General features: G+C 69.6%; 15 protein-coding genes. 7 read left to right on the top strand and 8 right to left on the bottom strand.

Features of this window, described 5'->3' with window-relative positions; genetic code table 11:
* Window positions 1–12: 12 nt before the first annotated feature.
* Window positions 13–408, top strand: coding sequence for a hypothetical protein (locus NO998_RS14025; RefSeq protein WP_267647899.1), 396 nt, complete (start codon window positions 13–15; stop codon window positions 406–408).
* On the opposite strand, the gene NO998_RS14030 is transcribed toward NO998_RS14025, so the two are convergent.
* Window positions 397–1,776, bottom strand: coding sequence for a DUF389 domain-containing protein (locus tag NO998_RS14030; RefSeq protein ID WP_267647900.1), 1,380 nt, complete (start codon window positions 1,774–1,776; stop codon window positions 397–399). The genes NO998_RS14025 and NO998_RS14030 overlap by 12 nt on opposite strands.
* 264 nt (window positions 1,777–2,040) lie before the next feature.
* Between NO998_RS14030 and NO998_RS14035 the strand changes: the two genes are divergently transcribed.
* Window positions 2,041–3,300, top strand: coding sequence for a carboxylate--amine ligase (locus tag NO998_RS14035; RefSeq protein WP_267647901.1), 1,260 nt, complete (start codon window positions 2,041–2,043; stop codon window positions 3,298–3,300).
* A 54-nt stretch (window positions 3,301–3,354) separates the two neighbouring features.
* Here NO998_RS14035 and NO998_RS14040 read toward each other — a convergent pair whose 3' ends face one another.
* Entirely contained in the window at window positions 3,355–4,224 is an 870-nt protein-coding gene (locus NO998_RS14040) for a spondin domain-containing protein (RefSeq protein WP_267647902.1), read from the bottom strand.
* Window positions 4,225–4,492: 268 nt separating this feature from the next.
* Here NO998_RS14040 and NO998_RS14045 point away from each other — a divergent pair, with 268 nt between their 5' ends.
* From NO998_RS14045 to NO998_RS14055, 3 genes are all read left to right on the top strand, one after another.
* Window positions 4,493–5,779 carry a saccharopine dehydrogenase family protein gene (locus NO998_RS14045; RefSeq protein ID WP_267647903.1) on the top strand — a complete coding sequence of 429 codons (1,287 nt, stop codon included), beginning with the start codon at window positions 4,493–4,495 and terminating at the stop codon, window positions 5,777–5,779.
* 101 nt (window positions 5,780–5,880) lie between these two features.
* Complete coding sequence (locus NO998_RS14050) at window positions 5,881–6,102, top strand: hypothetical protein (protein ID WP_267647904.1); 222 nt, start codon at window positions 5,881–5,883, stop codon at window positions 6,100–6,102.
* Window positions 6,095–6,472 carry a peptide ABC transporter ATP-binding protein gene (locus NO998_RS14055; RefSeq protein WP_267647905.1) on the top strand — a complete coding sequence of 126 codons (378 nt, stop codon included), beginning with the start codon at window positions 6,095–6,097 and terminating at the stop codon, window positions 6,470–6,472. The genes NO998_RS14050 and NO998_RS14055 overlap by 8 nt, the downstream gene beginning before the upstream one ends.
* Before the next feature lie 59 nt (window positions 6,473–6,531).
* Here the strand turns inward: NO998_RS14055 and NO998_RS14060 are convergent, their stop codons facing one another.
* From NO998_RS14060 to NO998_RS14075, 4 genes are all read right to left on the bottom strand, one after another.
* Window positions 6,532–8,331 (bottom strand): L-aspartate oxidase, encoded by a 1,800-nt coding sequence (locus NO998_RS14060; RefSeq protein ID WP_267647906.1) that lies wholly within the window; start codon window positions 8,329–8,331, stop codon window positions 6,532–6,534.
* Window positions 8,332–8,474: 143 nt separating this feature from the next.
* Window positions 8,475–8,744 carry a DUF8101 family protein gene (locus NO998_RS14065; protein WP_267647907.1) on the bottom strand — a complete coding sequence of 90 codons (270 nt, stop codon included), beginning with the start codon at window positions 8,742–8,744 and terminating at the stop codon, window positions 8,475–8,477.
* Window positions 8,745–8,837: 93 nt separating this feature from the next.
* A complete protein-coding gene (locus tag NO998_RS14070; protein WP_267647908.1) occupies window positions 8,838–9,650 on the bottom strand; it encodes a hypothetical protein in 813 nt (270 codons plus the stop codon).
* 857 nt (window positions 9,651–10,507) lie between these two features.
* Window positions 10,508–10,633: a hypothetical protein gene (locus NO998_RS14075; RefSeq protein WP_267647909.1), complete on the bottom strand. Its 126-nt coding sequence runs from the start codon at window positions 10,631–10,633 to the stop codon at window positions 10,508–10,510.
* A gap of 24 nt (window positions 10,634–10,657) precedes the next feature.
* On the opposite strand from NO998_RS14075, the gene NO998_RS14080 reads away from it, so the two are divergent.
* Window positions 10,658–11,677: an amidohydrolase family protein gene (locus tag NO998_RS14080; protein WP_267647910.1), complete on the top strand. Its 1,020-nt coding sequence runs from the start codon at window positions 10,658–10,660 to the stop codon at window positions 11,675–11,677.
* 53 nt (window positions 11,678–11,730) lie between these two features.
* Here the strand turns inward: NO998_RS14080 and NO998_RS14085 are convergent, their stop codons facing one another.
* A complete protein-coding gene (locus NO998_RS14085; RefSeq protein ID WP_267647911.1) occupies window positions 11,731–13,440 on the bottom strand; it encodes a YcaO-like family protein in 1,710 nt (569 codons plus the stop codon).
* Window positions 13,441–13,485: 45 nt separating this feature from the next.
* Window positions 13,486–14,307, bottom strand: a complete 822-nt coding sequence (gene tbsP, locus NO998_RS14090) for a transcriptional regulator TbsP (protein WP_267647912.1) — start codon at window positions 14,305–14,307, stop codon at window positions 13,486–13,488.
* Between the two features lie 268 nt (window positions 14,308–14,575).
* Between tbsP and glyA the strand changes: the two genes are divergently transcribed.
* Window positions 14,576–15,823: a serine hydroxymethyltransferase gene (gene glyA, locus NO998_RS14095; RefSeq protein WP_267647913.1), complete on the top strand. Its 1,248-nt coding sequence runs from the start codon at window positions 14,576–14,578 to the stop codon at window positions 15,821–15,823.
* The last annotated feature ends 33 nt before the right edge of the window (window positions 15,824–15,856 follow it).

Raw genomic sequence — 15,856 nt, forward strand, 5'->3', positions numbered from 1 at the left:
TACCGGCCACGGATGGACGCCGAACGCTGGTGGTCGCCGTTCGTCGGGGTGGCGACGGCCGTCTGGATCGCGCTGTTCGCCGTCGACCTCGCGGTCACGTTCGACGTTCTCGCTCTCGCGCCGCCGACCGTCGACGCCGTCCGTCGAGCCCTCCGAGGGCTGTTGGCCGTGTTCCTCATCGATCTGGCGTTGCTCTACCGGTGGTCCGAGCAGCGCCCGCTGGTGTTCCTCCGCGAGAACTGGTTTCTCGTCCTCACGGCGGTCCCGTGGTTCCGGCCGCTCCGACTGCTCCGTGCCGGCCGGTCGGTCCGTGCGCTCCGCCTCCTCGCGCGCTCGCGGCGCGTCGGCGCGCTGCTCACCAAACTCCGCCGGACCGCCCGAGTGCTCTGGCAACGACTACGCGAGTGAGCCGGGCGCCGTCAGCAGCGGCCAGCCGTCGAAGGGCCACCACGTGAACGGCCACCAGCCGCCCGACCTCGCCCCGGCGTCCTGGGCCGGCGCGCGCTGGTAGTCGACGAACCGAACGTCGACCCGGACCGGTCGCCCCGTTCGGTCGTCGATCGCAGCCCGGAGGGCCATCGCCAGCCTCTCGTGTTCGCGGTCGGTCGTCCGCCCGACGGTCACCGTCACCGCGATCTCGTCGCTGAAGGCGCCGGCGTCGTTGTACTCGGTCTCGACGCCCTCGAGTTCGAGCGACCGGTACTGCTCCTCGGCCAGCACCGTCTGGATCGCGTCGTTGGCCCGCTGTTCGAACACGAGGTGTTGGTACGTCCCCGCGACGGTCCCGCCGGCGACGACGAGAAAGAGGAGGACGATCACGGCGTACCCCCCGGTTCGTAACGAGACGGTCCCCCCGCGCAGGCCGCGGAACACCGACGTTCGGTAGCCAAGCGCGACGAACGCGAGGTACGCGGTGAGGTTGATGAAGACGATGTTCATCAGGAGCAGGACGGTCGCGCCGGCGACGATGAGCGGCTCCCCCCACGCCGTCCCGATGCCGGCCACGGCGGCGGCGGGGACGATGGCCGCGGCGACGGCGACGCCGGCGATGGAGACCGGCAGGTCGGTCGCCAGCGCGAGCGCACCGGCGAGTCCGGCCGAGATGGCGATGGCGAGGGCCAGGAGGTTCGGCGTGACGAACGCCCCTACCTGCCCGATGTTTCCCACGTCGAGCGTCGACGGCACGAAGCCGCTCCACTGGAGGAAGCGGCTCATCGCCACCCCGCCGACGTAGGCGACGACCAGCCCCGTGATCTGCGACGTGGCGCTGTCGACGACCATCTCCCGGTCGCTCGTCACGGCGCCGACGCTGGCCGAGAGCGTCGACCCGGCGAACGGGGCGATCACCATCGCGCCCACGATGACGATGGCGGAGTCGAGCAACAGTCCACCCACGGCGACGACGGCGCTGGTGAGCGCGAACGCGAGGTACGTCGCCGTGTCGGGTGTCAGGTCCGCCGCCCGTTCCCGGATCTCGGCGTTCGACGCGCCACGCCCGCGCGGCCCCTCGACGTAGCGGTCCGTGAGGGTATCGACGTTCTGGACGGTCGCGCGGTCGACGTCGGTGACGACGGTGTAGGTGTCCCGCGGGAGTCCGGCCTCGTGCAGTCGGCCGAGAACTGTATCGACGGCGCCGGTCGGCACCGGTATCGACGCCAGCGTCCCCTCGCGGTGTCCGTTGGCCTCGGTGAACACGAACTCGACCCCCATCTCCGAGAGCGTCTCCCGAACCGCGTCTCGGTCGTCGCCGGGGACGAACACCTGGACGAGGCGCATACCGCCCGCTCGGCGTGCGCTCCTTTCACTACAAACCGACTACTCGCGTCTAACACGGCCATACCCGTCCGTGACCGCTGCAGCCTGCACCTGTGGCGTTTCGGGGAGGCGCTGGCCCTGCCCGACTGCTCCTGCGCTGGGCGGCGCCGGTACAGCGGTTTCACCCTCCGAGCACGGCTTCGACGGGGGTGGTTATGAACTCCTTTCCCCCCCGTTGCTCGTTCATACTAAACCCGGCCAAGAGCCAAGGCTGTCGGTACGAAGATGACGGACACCCACTCCACGAACGAACGGGCCCTGATCCCCACGGGACACGACGCGGCCAGTTACACCTGTGTTCGGTCGCTCGCCCGGCGAGGGATCGGGTCGATCATCGCGTCGGAGAAAGATGGGGTGCCCGCCGCTTCCTCCCGCTACTGCGACGAGTCGGTGTCGGTTCCGGACCCCCGCGAGGGACTCCTGGCGTACCGTGACGAACTCCTCGAACTGGCGGCGCGGCCGGACGTGCGGACGGTGATCCCGGTCCGCCCGGAGGACTCCTACCTGCTCTCGCGGTACCGGGAGGCGTTCGCCGAACACGTCTCGCTGGTCGTACCGACGATGGAGCAACTGCTAGCCGCCACCGACCGACTGCAGTTGGCTGCCGCCGCCGACGCCGCGGGCGTACCGGTCCCCGAGACCCGACTGCTCGCCGACGTGGGCGACTGGAGCGAGGACCTGCTGATCAAGTCACGGTACAACTTCCTCACCGACGACTCCCTCGAACACCTGACGCCCGACGACATGGACGTGGTCAAGGAGATCCACCACGTCGTCCATGAGGACCCCCCGGACCCGGAGGCGGTTCGGCGCTCGATGGGTCACGACCCCATCGTTCAGGAGTTCATCCACACCGACGACGAGTTCATGTTCACCGGGCTGTACGACCACGGCGAACCGCTGGCGACGTTCCAACACCGCCAGATCCGCGGCAACTCCTACACCGGCGGCGGCGGCGTCTACCGCCGATCCATCTACGAACCCGAGTTGGAGCGCGTCGGCCGGGCGCTGCTGGCCGAACTCGACTGGCACGGCCTCGCCTGTATCGAGTACATGCGGGACGCAGCGACCGGCGAGTACGTGCTCACCGAGATCAACCCCCGAATGTGGCAGTCGCTCCCCTCGACGGTCCGGGCGGGCGCCGACTACCCCTACTACTACTGGCTGGCGGCGACGGGGCGCGCCGACGAGATCGACTGCACGTACGAACTGGGCGTCGGGACGCACATGCTCCACGGGGAGTTGGGCTACCTACTGAGCGTGCTCACCGAGGAGTCACCGTACGTCGAGCGGCCGTCCGTGCCCGGTACGGTCTGGGAGATCGGTCGTTCCATCGTCCGGGAACCGCGCTTTGACTACCTCGCGCTCGACGACCCCGGCCCGTTCCTCGCGGGCCTCCGAACCGTGCTCCCCGGCAGCGTCGCCGACCGGCTTCCGGTGCATCGGCTCGCCGACGTGGTGAGTCGCCGGCCGCGGCGCTCCTGACCGCTGCCGGCCGCCGACATCGCGGTAGCGCCGGCTTCGTTCGGGGTCGGCCGATCAGTCACTTTCCACGCGCTCGACCTGTACCATGGCTGCCGGCTCGGACCAGTCGTAGACGTCCGGGTCGAGGTCGCCCGTCCCCTGGATACCGGGGTGAGGCGTGATGACCCCGTCCTCGGCGAGGTCCGGGTCGCTCTCGACCGTCCCCTCGGCCTCGCCGCCGACGATGAGCGTCTTCGCCGGCGGGACGAGGTCGGCGAACTCCTCGGTGTTCTCCTCGGTGCCGACGTCGTAGCCGTTCGCGTAGTACGTCCGGGACTCGTTGACCGCCTCCGGCAGCGGGACCGTGTCCAGCCCCACGATGCCGTCGTTCGTGGCCACAAGCATGCTCACGAAGGTGAGGTGGGTCGCGCTGGCGTCGGCCGCCAGGTCGAGCGTCGTGAAGTAGGGGTTCCCGGTGTCGCCCGGGTCGTCTTTCGGCACCAGCGGCGCCTCGCCGACGGCGGCGCCACGGATCGCGTTCGTCTCCTCGATCAGCTGTGCCAGCGGCCCGAGGTTCCCGTTCTCGGCGAGTTGCTGTGTCGCCTCGTTCGCGGGGTCGCCGACCGAGAACACCTCGACGCTGGGTTGGTGGGCGGCGACGGCCGGCGGCGTGAACGGCTGTCCGGGCGTGTTGTTCATCACCGTGACCCGATAGTTGCGTGCGGCGTTGCCGCCGTTGCCACCGTTGCCGTCGCCGTTCCCGTCCCCGTTCTCGTCGCCGTTGCCGTTCTCCTGTGAGGCCGCCACGACGCCCGTGCCGAGGGCGCCGCCGGCCAGTGTCAGCCCGCCGGCAGCGAGTGCGCCACGCCGTGTGAGGCTGCTGCGGTCGTTCGTCGTCGGTACGTCGTCCCGTCGGTCGTCAGTGTCGTTCGGTTGTTGGGTCATGTCTCTCCCCCCGTCAGAGGGGGAGACTACCCTACGACTCCCACGCGCTTTGTTACGAAGCGAGCCGTCGACCCCGCCGTCTCCGCAGGAGCGATCCTACTCGGCGGGCGCTCTGTTGTCCCACCGCCTCCCCCGATCTCGGCCTCCGCTCCCGGTACGGCGGGATTTCGGCTCGGTTGGGCGGTCTTACGGACCCTCGCCATCGACCCGGTCCGCACGGGTCGAGGCCGAGCGTTTAGCCCCTCCGGCCCCAACGCCGACACGATCCATGTCGACGGACGACCGACAGTACGACCTCGTCGTGTGGGGTGCCACGGGCTTCGCGGGCCGCTTGACCGCCGAGTACCTCACTGAACGGTACGGACCGTCCACGCTCTCGCTGGCGCTCGGTGGCCGGGACCCCGACCGACTCGATTCGGTCGCGGCCGACCTCGCGGCCCGGAGCGAGTGGGACGACCTGCCGACGGTCGTCGGCGACGCGACTGAGCCGGAGAGCCTCGGCGATATCGCCCGCAGCACTCGGGTCGTCTGTACGACCGTCGGCCCGTACACGCGCTACGGCACGCCACTGGTCGAGGCGTGCGTCGAGGCCGGCACCGACTACTGCGATCTGACCGGCGAGGTGAACTGGATGCGCGAGACGATCGACCGCTACCACGACGAGGCGGTCGAGGCTGGGGCACGGATCGTCCACGGCTGCGGCTTCGACTCCGTGCCCGCGGACATCGGCACCCTGCTCGTGCAGTCCCACGCGCTCGACGCGTTCGACGCCCCCTGTGAGTCCGTCCGGATCTACGTCGACGACGCCAGCGGCGGCGTCAGCGGCGGGACGCTTTCGAGCATGGCGGAGGTGTTCGAGGCGGCGTCGACGGACCCGCTGGCCCGGGAGACGCTCCGAAATCCCTACTCTCTGGCCCCCGCGGGGGAGCGCGACGGCGTCGACGCCGGCGCGGGACCGTGGCCCCAGAAGGACCGGCTCAGAGGCGTCTGGACCGCACCGTCGCCGATGGCGCAGGTGAACGAGCGCGTGGTCCGGCGCAGTAACGCGCTGCTGGGCTACCCGTGGGGGCGCGAGTTCCGCTGTTCGGAGGTCGTCACCACCGGTCGCGGCGCCGAGGGGGCGGTGACTGCGGCCCTCCTCACCGGCGGACTCGGCTTGTTCACGGCGGCGATGACTGTCGCCCCGCTGCGGTCGGCGATCCGTCGGCACGTGTTTCCCGATCCCGGCGAGGGCCCGAGCCGTGACCGGATCGAGAACGGCCACTTCACCGTTCGTGTCGTCGGCCGAGGGACGGCCAGGGAGGGATCGTTCACCGTCGAGGCCGAGTTCGGCACCGACCTCGACCCGGGCTACGGCGCGGCCGCACGGATGCTCGGGGAGTCGGCGGTCTGTCTCGTCCGCGGCGACGTGGACTCGTCGCTCGACGGCGGCGTGCTGACGCCGGCCTCGGGGATCGGGATGCCGCTCGTCGAACGGCTCCGGGATGCGGGCTTCACGGCGGCCGTCAGCGACACGGAGACGCCGCCCGGAGACGCTGGTGCGGATCACGGCTGAGGTGCCCCGACGCCGAGGTGTCCCTAACGTGTCCCGAACGGGGCGAGACCTATCGACAACTGGGAGATACTGCCTTATTGCTGTGTGCCGACAGGTCGGATATGTCCGAGTCCTCAGTGACCGAGGCGGAGATGGACGAGACGTCGACGTGGCCGGAACTGGCGGTCGGCCTCTACGACAAACTGACCGGCCGCGGCGCCGAGATCACCTACGAGTTCGAGGAGATGACCGTCGACGTGCCGAGCAAGGTCGGTGAGGACGCCGACCACGCCCGGTGGCAACTCGACGGCACGCTCCGCATCAGCACCCGCGAGCGTGAGTAACGTTGCCGAGGGCGGTACGGCGCCGCTCACGGTCGCTGCCGACCTGACGCTGACCGTCGGCGGGACGGAGGCGCCGCTGCGCTCGACGGGCGAGCGGCTGTTTCTCGAGTTCCCCTCGCTCGTCTCGGCGGTGCGAGCGCTCCGGGGCCTGCCGCCCTCGGAGCGCCGCCGACTCCACACGGTGCTGACGGCGGCCGACCTCGCGGTGGAAATCCGGGCCCGGGACCGCACGCTCGTCGCGCTCGGTGCCGGAACCCGGTCGGGCCCCCTGGCGCGTTGGATCGGCGCCGACCCGGCGGAGATCAGACCCTGTGGCGCCGTCGCGGCGGCCAGAGCCGGAGTCGCGGCGACAATCGATCGGTTCCGGTAGCGACGTGCGGCGCCGGCGGCCTCGGTACCGTCGCCGACCACGACACCGATTTTCCCGACTCACTCCAACTGGTGGTAGTCGAGTTCGTAGCCGGCGTCGAGCGCTTCCTGCACGGCCTCGCTGGGGCTCCCGACTGGCTCGGTCGACAGCCGCGCGGCGCCGACGCTGTCCCGTTCGACGAGGACGTTCCGCCGCCACTCGGCGTCGGTGTCGGGGTAGTCGGTACGGAAGTGAGCCCCGCGGGACTCCGTCCGCTCCCGGGCGGCCCGAAGGACGGTGTCCGCAACCGTCACCCCGAAGCCAAGGTTCAGGGCGAACTCGTAGCTCCGACTCGTCGTGCCGTTGACGGCGAGGTCGGTCGCCCGGGCCCGGAGTTCTTCGAGTCGCTCCAACCCCGCCGCGAGCCCGTCGTCGTCACGGAGGATGCCCGCGTGTTCCCGGAGGAGCGAGCGCAGGTCCTCCAGCAGCGCCGCCGGATCGTTCGCCCCGTCACTGTTCGCGAGCGCGGACAGGCCCTGCAGGTGGGCCACCGCGGCGTCGTGGAGTGCGTTGTCGGCTGGCTCGCGCTCGCCCGCCATCAGGCGCTCGGCGATCGCCGCGCCGGCCACCTCGCCGAAGGCGATGGTCTCCGCCAGCGAGTTGCCGCCGAGGCGGTTCGCCCCGTGGACGCCCGCCATCGTCTCCCCGATAGCGTAGAGGCCATCGACCGCCGTCTCCCCCTCGTCGTCGACGGCGACGCCACCCATGCCGTAGTGGGCCGTCGGCGCCACCTCGACCGGCTCCTCGGCCATGTCGACTCCCAACTCCGCGAAGCGCTCGTACATCCGCGGGAGTCGCTCCTCGATGAACGACCGCTCCCGGTGGGAGATGTCGAGGTAGACGCCGCCGGAGTCGGTGCCGCGGCCGGCCTCGATCTCCTCGGCGATGGCCCGGGCGACCACGTCCCGCGCGTCGAGTTCCATCTGGTCGGGCGAGTAGCGCTCCATGAACCGCTCGCCAGCGGCGTTGTAGAGCCGGCCCCCCTCGCCTCGGACCGCCTCGGTGACCAGTCGGCCGTCCCAGTCCTCCCCGTAGCGATCGCCGACCATCCCCGTCGGGTGGAACTGGACGAACTCAACGTCCATCAGTGACGCGCCGGCTTCGACGGCCAGCGCGAGGCCGTCGCCAGTGTTCTCGTCGTCACGCGAGGAGTGGCGCTCGAACAGGCCGGTGTAGCCGCCGGCGGCCAGCACCACCACGTCGGCGTCGAAGACGACGAACTCCCCCGTGTCGAGGTCGGTCCCGGCAGCCCCGAGGACGCGGTTCTCGTCCGTGAGCAGCTGCGAGAGGAAGACGTTCTCCCGCTTGGGGACCGAGCGCGCTCGGGCCTCTTCGACGAGCGTGTCGAGCAGCGCCTCGCCGGTGTAGTCGCCGGCGAAGGCGGTCCGGCGGAACGACTGCGCGCCGAAGTAGCGCTGGTCGATCTCGCCGTCGTCGGTCCGGCTGTAGTCCATCCCCCACTCGTCGAGTTGGCGGAGCAGTCGCGGCATCCGCCGGGTGACGGTCTCGACCTTCCCGGGGTCGTTGACGTGGTGGCCCTCGTTGAGTGTGTCCGCGGCGTGGATCGTCCAGTCGTCCTCCGGGTCGAGCGTTCCGAGCGCCCCGTTGACCCCGCCGCGGGCCCACGTCGTGTGGGCATCGCCGTGCTGGCGCTTGCCGACGACCAGCACGTCCTCGGGGTCGACGCCGCGGTCGACCAACTCGATCGCTGCCCGGGCTCCCGCAGCCCCCGCACCGATCACGAGCACGTCGACCTCGACGGTGTCGTACTCGACTGCCGCAGCCGACTCACCTGTGGCTGTCGGGGGTACGTCCCTCATGTTCTAAGGGAGGCGCTCTGGAGGATTACCTTCATTGTCGGTGGCAGCTCTGGAGGGCACCGATACGTGGATAGGGACGGCGCTCCTACTTCGATGGTCTCAGGAAACGACGCTGCTGACGGCGTCCTCGAAGGGGCGACCGACTACTCGACGCGTCGCTGCATCGACGAGAGGTACGCCGCCGCGGCGGCGTAGTCGTCGTTGTCCCCGTCCTCCAGCAGCGCTCGGACCCGCTCACAGCCGTGCTGGAGGCGCCGCCGCTGTTCGCTCTCCGGCAGCTTGTTCGACGCGACCTCGTCGACGCTGTCGACGGCGGTACGGGCGGCCTCGTGGTCCCGCTCGCCGATGGCCACCTGGGCCTCCGCCAGGAGCTGTCCGAGGACCGCGTGCACGTCCGACGGGAGGTCGTCCATGGGCCGTCGCTAGGGCGCACGGGGCATCAGGGCGTCGGTGGCCGCCGTCCGAGCAGCCCGGTCCACTCCCGTGGTCGCTGTGAACCGCCTCGCCTACAACTGCACGACGGACAGGTACGTCGAGACCCGACTCCCCCCGATACGGAGTTGACTGTCCTCGTACTGTTCGACCTCCAGGTGGAACGAGTCGCCGCTACCAACGCCCAGGACGGGACGGCTCGCTTGGAGCTGCAGGCCGTTCGGACCCTGTGCGAACGCCTGCGCGACCCCGATGTTGTCGTTCCTCTTGATGGTGAACCAGTGGTTCGTTCCGGACGAGGGCTCGTCGCGCCAGAAGACACCGCCGGAGACCAGATAGTTCCCCGGCTCGGTGACTTCGACGGTGTAGTTCGAACTGTCCCACTGGCTCCGCTGGTCGGTCTCGACGTTCTGGAACTCGATCGTCGTCTGCGTTCCGGACGGGATCGACTGGCCGTAGGCGCCCCAGACGGTCGTACCGGCGTCGCTCGCGACGACCGTATCGGCCTCGACTCGATTGGCGCTGACCGTGTTCGGGGAGATATCGTCGCCGGAGTGCGAGTGGACCGAGTCGGCCTTGTCGGAGAGTTCGGACTGCCGAACGACGTCTTTGTTCGAACTCGGCGCGTTCTCGACGCGCAGCGAATTGAACGTCGGGTTCTCCCCCGTCGTCGCCAGCCGATTCCAGTTGCTCCCGTCACCGATGTAGGCTGCCCCCGTGTCGGTCGCGAAAAACTTCGCGCCGGCTTTGGCAACGTAGTCCCCGCGGTTCGCCTCGCGGTCGCGGACCTCGACGTCGCCGTCGAGTCGTTCGAAGTTGTCGTTCAACGGTGCGTGCCACTCTGTCGCCCCCTTCGTCGGTGTGTTGTAGCTGTGATTATCGGTCATGATGCAGTCAGCGGGTTCCCCCGTAGCCGTACTGTCCGTAGCCCTGCTCCCCGTAGTCGTCTTCCGGCACGGACGTCCCCGTTCGGGTCGCTGCGTCCGTCGCGGTCCGCGTGCCGGTCCGTGTGGTCGTGGAAGTGGGTCTACTCGTTCGGGTTTCACTCGCGGTTGGCGTGGCGGTGCTCTCGGGCGTCGGAGTTCCACCGTAGCCGTAGGTGGGCGTGGCGTCCCCGGCATCGTCGCCGTCGAAGAAGCTCTCGACCCGACTGCAACCGGCGAGACTGGTTAGGCCCGTCGCCGAAGCGAGCCGTAGCAGCCCACGCCGGTCGAGCACCGACATTCGGGTCGACCCATCGCTCGCCGTCGAGGGGTCTGACCCCTCCACCGGTGTCTCTTCCGGCCGATTACCTGTCACCATTCGACAAGTGGTAACATACGACAGTATATAGTGGTGTCGGAGATCTAACGTACCGTTGAGGCGGGTCTGATGCCGGATTCTGGTCCACTTCCGATTTTCGGCGTTGCACTTCCCCAGATCACGAATGTAACGGAGGGCCGAGTTAGCGGTCCGAACCCGTCTGGGACGAACAAGACCGGTGCCCGAAAAGTCGTCAGTCGCGTTCAGCTGACCATTCTGCACCGGCTGGGGACGTCTCTCGTTGCGAGGAAAGGGACTGTCAGCGGCACACGGTCGGGTCGAAAGTCGGCCTCGGCACTCATAGGGCTCGTCGTCGCCGGATGCCGAGTCCGGCTCGGCCCGGTGCCGTCGTCATCGGCCGGTCGTCGATAGCCCCCGCCCCCGGAAGGCCGTTACTGTTCCAGCCGGTCGAGCACGTCCGAGAGCGTCGCCGCCGCCGCTGCTACCGACTCGTCGTCGTGGCGCTCGGCGGCTTCTCGCCGACGGCGACGACTCGGAGCGGATCGGACATGCCCAGTTCGTCCGCCCCCGCGGCGGTGTAGCTTCCGGCCCGTGTCGTCGCGTTCATCTCTCCCCGGGGCCACCGTCGGGTATGGCCACTACGTTCGAAGGCACGATCCTCCGGGGGGAGTCGTTCGATCCCGTCGAGGGCCGCGTCGTCGTCGAGGACGGAACGATCACGGCAGTCGAGGAGGCTCCCACGGACTCGACGGACATCGTCCTGCCAGCCTTTGTCAACGCCCACACCCACATCGGCGACTCGATCGCCAAGGAGGCCGGCGGCGGCCTCTCGCTCGACGACCTCGTGGCGCCGCCGGACGGCCTCAAGCACCGCCTCCTCCGCGCGGCCAGCCGCGAGGAGAAAGTCGAGGCGATGGCCCGGAGCCTCCGGTTCATGGAGACCTCCGGCACGGCGGCGTTCATGGAGTTCCGCGAGGGCGGCGTCGAGGGCGTCGAAGCGATCCGCGACGCGCTCGCCGACCGCGAGATCGACCCGGTGATCTTCGGCCGCGAGAGCGCCGACGCCATGCGGGCCGCCGACGGCTTCGGCGCCAGCGGCGCCCGCGACAGCGAGTTCGGCGACCTGTGCGAGGCCTGCCGCGAGGAAGGCAAGCCATTCGCCATTCACGCCGGCGAGCGCGATCCTCACGACCTCACGCCGGCGATGGACCTCGACCCGGCGTACCTGATCCACGTCGTTCACCCTCGGGACGAGCACCTCGACAGGATCGAGGCCGAGGAACTGCCGGTCGTGGTCTGCCCGCGCTCGAACCTCGTGACCAACGTCGGCGTTGCCCCCATTCGGGAACTGACCGATCGCACGACCGTCGCGCTCGGCACCGACAACGTGATGCTGAACTCCCCGTCGATGTTCCGCGAGATGGAGTTCACCGCCAAACTTGCCGACGTGTCCGCGGAGACGGTGCTCCGGATGGCGACCCGCAACGGAGCCGAAATCGCGGGCAAGGAGTACGGCCTGATCGAGGCGGGCCGGCCCGCGAAGCTGTTGACCATGGACGGCGACTCGGACAACCTCACGGGCGCCGAGGACCCCGTTCGGGCGGTCGTTCGACGGGCCGGCGTGGCCGACGTAAAGGACGTGACGCTATAGCGATCCGACGTCGTCGGCCGAGTCTGTCGAAGCCGAGTAGTCCCCGACGAACGCTACGGGAACGGGTGGTACGCCCGCCCGGGCTTCGCCTCGTACCCCATCGACGCCGCCACCCGAGCCAGGCGGTCGCCGAAGAACGGCTCGCCGGTGAACAGCGGCTGGGCCTTCGGCACCACCACGCGGACGCCCTCGAAGCCCAGCCCCGCCACGTCGCGGGTCGTCGTCCGTGCGGCGTAAGCGCTCAGGCCAGCGTCGTCGGCACGCTCGATGAGCGCGTCGAGGGCCGCCTCGCCGCTGCGGTCCGCGGCGTCGTCGGCGACCGAGTCGGCCGGAATCGTCGTCTCCGGGTGGGTGAGCTCCCGGGCGCGCCGGGGGAAGTCGGCGTACTCGCCGATGGCGCCGCCCTCCTCGCTCGCCTGTTCGGGGCCCATGTCCCGGAGTTCGATCCAGTTCTGGAGCGCCTCCGCGAGCGCGCCGGTGGCGGCCGCCACGGGGTCGAGGTCGGCGCCGGAGCCGGCGGCGAAGCGGGGCCACGCACCGCCCTCGCGGTGGACCGTCGCGGCGACGACCGGAACGTCAACGTCCTGTGTGAGCAGGGTGACCGTGACGTCAAGTTCCTCGCTCGCGGCGCGCTTCCGGAGCGCCGCGAAGCGGTCGTCGTCGACCGAGAGCCCGAGTGGCTCGTAGTCGGAGTACCACGAGAGCATCGTCGCGTCGCGCTCGATGACCTCCGAGAGCCCCGAAACCGTCGCTTCGACCGTCGAGCTACCGAGGCCCAACCCGGTCGTGATCGGTGGCTTGATCCGGGTCTCCGGTGGGGGGTAGTGGACGACTTCCGCGGGGAGCCAGACGCCGTCCTCCGAGTCGAGGTCCAGCCCCGGGACCCAGGGACGCTCGACGCTCGGGTCCGGGTCGTACCGGTCGGCCGTGACGAATCGCGTCGGCGAGACGGCGTCGTCGAGCGCCGTGGCGGGTGCACGGCGGAACTCGGCGTTCCGGTAGATCCCGGCGGCGTAGCGCTCCATCGCCTCGCCCAGCGCCTTCATGTACGCCTCGTTCCAGTCGACGGCGGCGCCGGCGGCGAAGGGCGCCGCGCTAGCGTCGGAGAACCCCGTCGTCTCGGAGTTGGCCGCCATGTAGTACGGCAGCGGGAAGGAGGCCTGCTCGCCGACCTGTTCGATCATGCCTACGCGCTCGTCGACGGCGGCCTCGGCGCGGGTGAGCGTCGGGTCGAGTTCCGTTTCCTCGTAGTCGAGCGAGAGCATCCGGTCGCGGCCGGGGTGACAGCCACAGAACGGGACCGGCTGGAACTCGCGCTCGGCGCCCTCGACTTCGACCACGGTGCCGCCGAGGTCCTCGCCGGTCAGGACCCGGGTGGCCCGGCGGCCCGCCAGCGCGCCAGCGAAGCGTACGGCGCTCGTTGACGCCGAGGGGCTCTCGTCGGTCGGTTCGGTCGTGGCGGCGACGCGCTGCTGGAGGCAGTGGTAGCAGCCGGACGAAGGGGTGAACGTCGACACTGTGGCGTCGGTCCCTTCGACGGCGTAGCCGCCGATGCCGCCGATTTCGACGGCGACCCAGCGGGAGAGCGCGTCGCTGTCGGCCGCGGCGCCGAACGCGTCCGCGCCGGTCGCGCCGACGACGAAACAGAACCCGACGTCGGCGAAGTCGCCGCTTCCGATCTCGACGATGCGTGCGTCGAGGTCGGCCATAGCCGCCTCGATCGCGTCGGCGGCCGGGCCGGTCCCGACGATTCCGATGTCCATGTCACCGGAGGGGGGCGCGGCTCGCAAAAAGGCGCGGGTGCCGGCTCAGGCGTCGATCATCGACTGGGCGATCGAGGCGAACTCCCCGGCGTCGGCGCCACGGAGTTGATCGTCGCCGAGCTTGAGGCGCAGGCGCGGTCGGCCCACGTCGATGGGCACCTTCTCGGTGTCGATCAGGCCCAGTTCCTCGAGTCGGGTCTTCGTCCGGGAGAACGTCGCCTTCGAGGCGATCCCCACGTCCTCGCCCCACTTGCTGATGTCGTAGAGGAGCACGTCGTTCTTCGCGGCGACCAGCAGCGAGATGGTGACCTCGTCGAGGCCGTCGCCGTCGCCGCGGGCGGTTTCGAGCGAGTCGAGCACGGCGTCGAAGTCCTCGCGGGCCTGTTCGCCGATGTCCGCGGCCATCGTCTCGCGGATGCGGGAGATGGCCGGCGTCCGGAGGTTGAACGTTTCGGCGGCGTCGAAGCGCTCGCTGTAGTCCGCGTGGGCGAGTTCGACGAACGCCGCGTCGTCGGTCGCCAGCCCGGCGACGGCGTCGCCGGCGCTCACGACGGCGACGGTCCGATCGTCGGTGATGAGCAGGGCGTTGTCGGTGTCGGCACCGAGGTTCCGAAGTTCGAGGGTGCCGGCCTCGACGAGATCAGCGGCGTTGCTCGCCACCAGGAAGTCGTCCATCACGTCTTTCAGCATCCGCTCGTCGGCGAGCAGCTTCACCGTCGGGAGCTCCCCGTCGAAGCCGACACCGAGCTCGACTAGGGCCTCGACGGCCGCTGCGGAGGGATCGACGAACAACAGCTCCTCGCCGGCCTCCTCGATGCTCTGGCGGAGGATATCCTCGATTTCCTCGCCGAGTAAATTCGATGTCATTACTATGAGAGTGTATGGAATACTCCGTATTTAATATTAACGGGAATACTGGCGTCTCAGCGCTTCTAACGGAAATTACTGGGTCGGACTGTATCGGAATTATATAAGTAGTGAACGTTTAACTAAACTTACTGTTGGGCGGTCGGACCGACCTCTTCGAGGCGACGGAGTGCCGTGGTGTCGCGGTCGACGCCGTGGCGGCGTCGACGGTGCCACGAGCGCGTCGCCGACAGTCAGGCTTAACCCGGCCGTCCCCGCCCGTGCGTGTATGGAGCACGATCACGTCCGACAGGTCGACCCCGAGGTCGCCGACGCGCTCGAAGCCGAGATCGGCCGCCAGCAGGACACGCTCTCGCTGATCGCCAGCGAGAACCACGTCTCCGAGGCCGTGATGGACGCACAGGGGAGCGCCCTCACGAACAAGTACGCCGAGGGCTACCCCGGCCGACGCTACTACGGCGGCTGTGAACACGCCGACACCGTCGAACAGTTGGCCATCGACCGCGCCAAGGATCTCTGGGGCGCCGAGCACGTCAACGTCCAGCCCCACTCCGGTTCGCAGGCCAACATGGCCGTCTACATCGCGGCGCTGGAGCCAGGCGACAAGATCCTCAGCCTCGACCTGACCCACGGCGGCCACCTCAGCCACGGCCACCACGCCAACTTCGTCGGCGAGCACTTCGACGTGGAACACTACGAGTGCGACGACGAGACGGGCTACGTCGACTACGAGGCCCTGCGCGAGAAGGCGGAGGCGTTCGACCCCGACATGATCGTCTCGGGCTACTCCGCCTACCCCCGCGAGGTCGAGTGGGAGCGCGTGCAGGCGGCCGCCGAGGCCGTCGGCGCCCACCACCTCGCGGACATCGCCCACATCACCGGTCTCGTCGCCGCGGGCGTCCACGAGTCGCCGGTCGGAATCGCCGACTTCGTCACCGGCTCGACGCACAAGACGATCCGCGCCGGCCGCGGCGGAATGGTGATGTGCGGCGAGGACTGGGCCGAGGCCGTCGACAAGGCCGTCATCCCCGGGATGCAGGGCGGCCCGTTGATGCACAACATCGCCGGCAAGGCCGTCGGGTTCAAGGAGGCGCTCACCCCCGAGTTCGAGGAGTACGCCAGCCGCGTCGTCACGAACGCCGAAGCGATGGCCGAGCGACTGAGCGAGCGCGGCCTCGACCTGGTCTCCGGCGGCACCGACACCCACCTGGTCCTCGCCGACCTGCGACCGTCCCACCCCGACACGACCGGGAAGGACGTCGAGGAAGCCCTGGAGGCGGCCGGCATCGTCCTCAACGCCAACACCGTCCCCGGCGAGACGCGTTCGCCGTTCAACCCCTCCGGTATCCGTGTCGGGACGCCCGCCATCACGACCCGCGGGTTCACCGCCAGCGACTGCCGGACCGTCGCCGACTGCATCGTCGACGTGGTCGACGCGCCCGACGACGAGGACGTGATCGCCCAGGTGGCCGAGACGGTCGGCGACCTCACCGAGAAGCACCCGATCTACGAGTAACGACCGAGCGGGAGGGGTTTATCTGTCCGCCCC

This window comes from Halolamina litorea (assembly GCF_026616205.1).
GTDB classification, from domain to species: domain Archaea; phylum Halobacteriota; class Halobacteria; order Halobacteriales; family Haloferacaceae; genus Halolamina; species Halolamina litorea.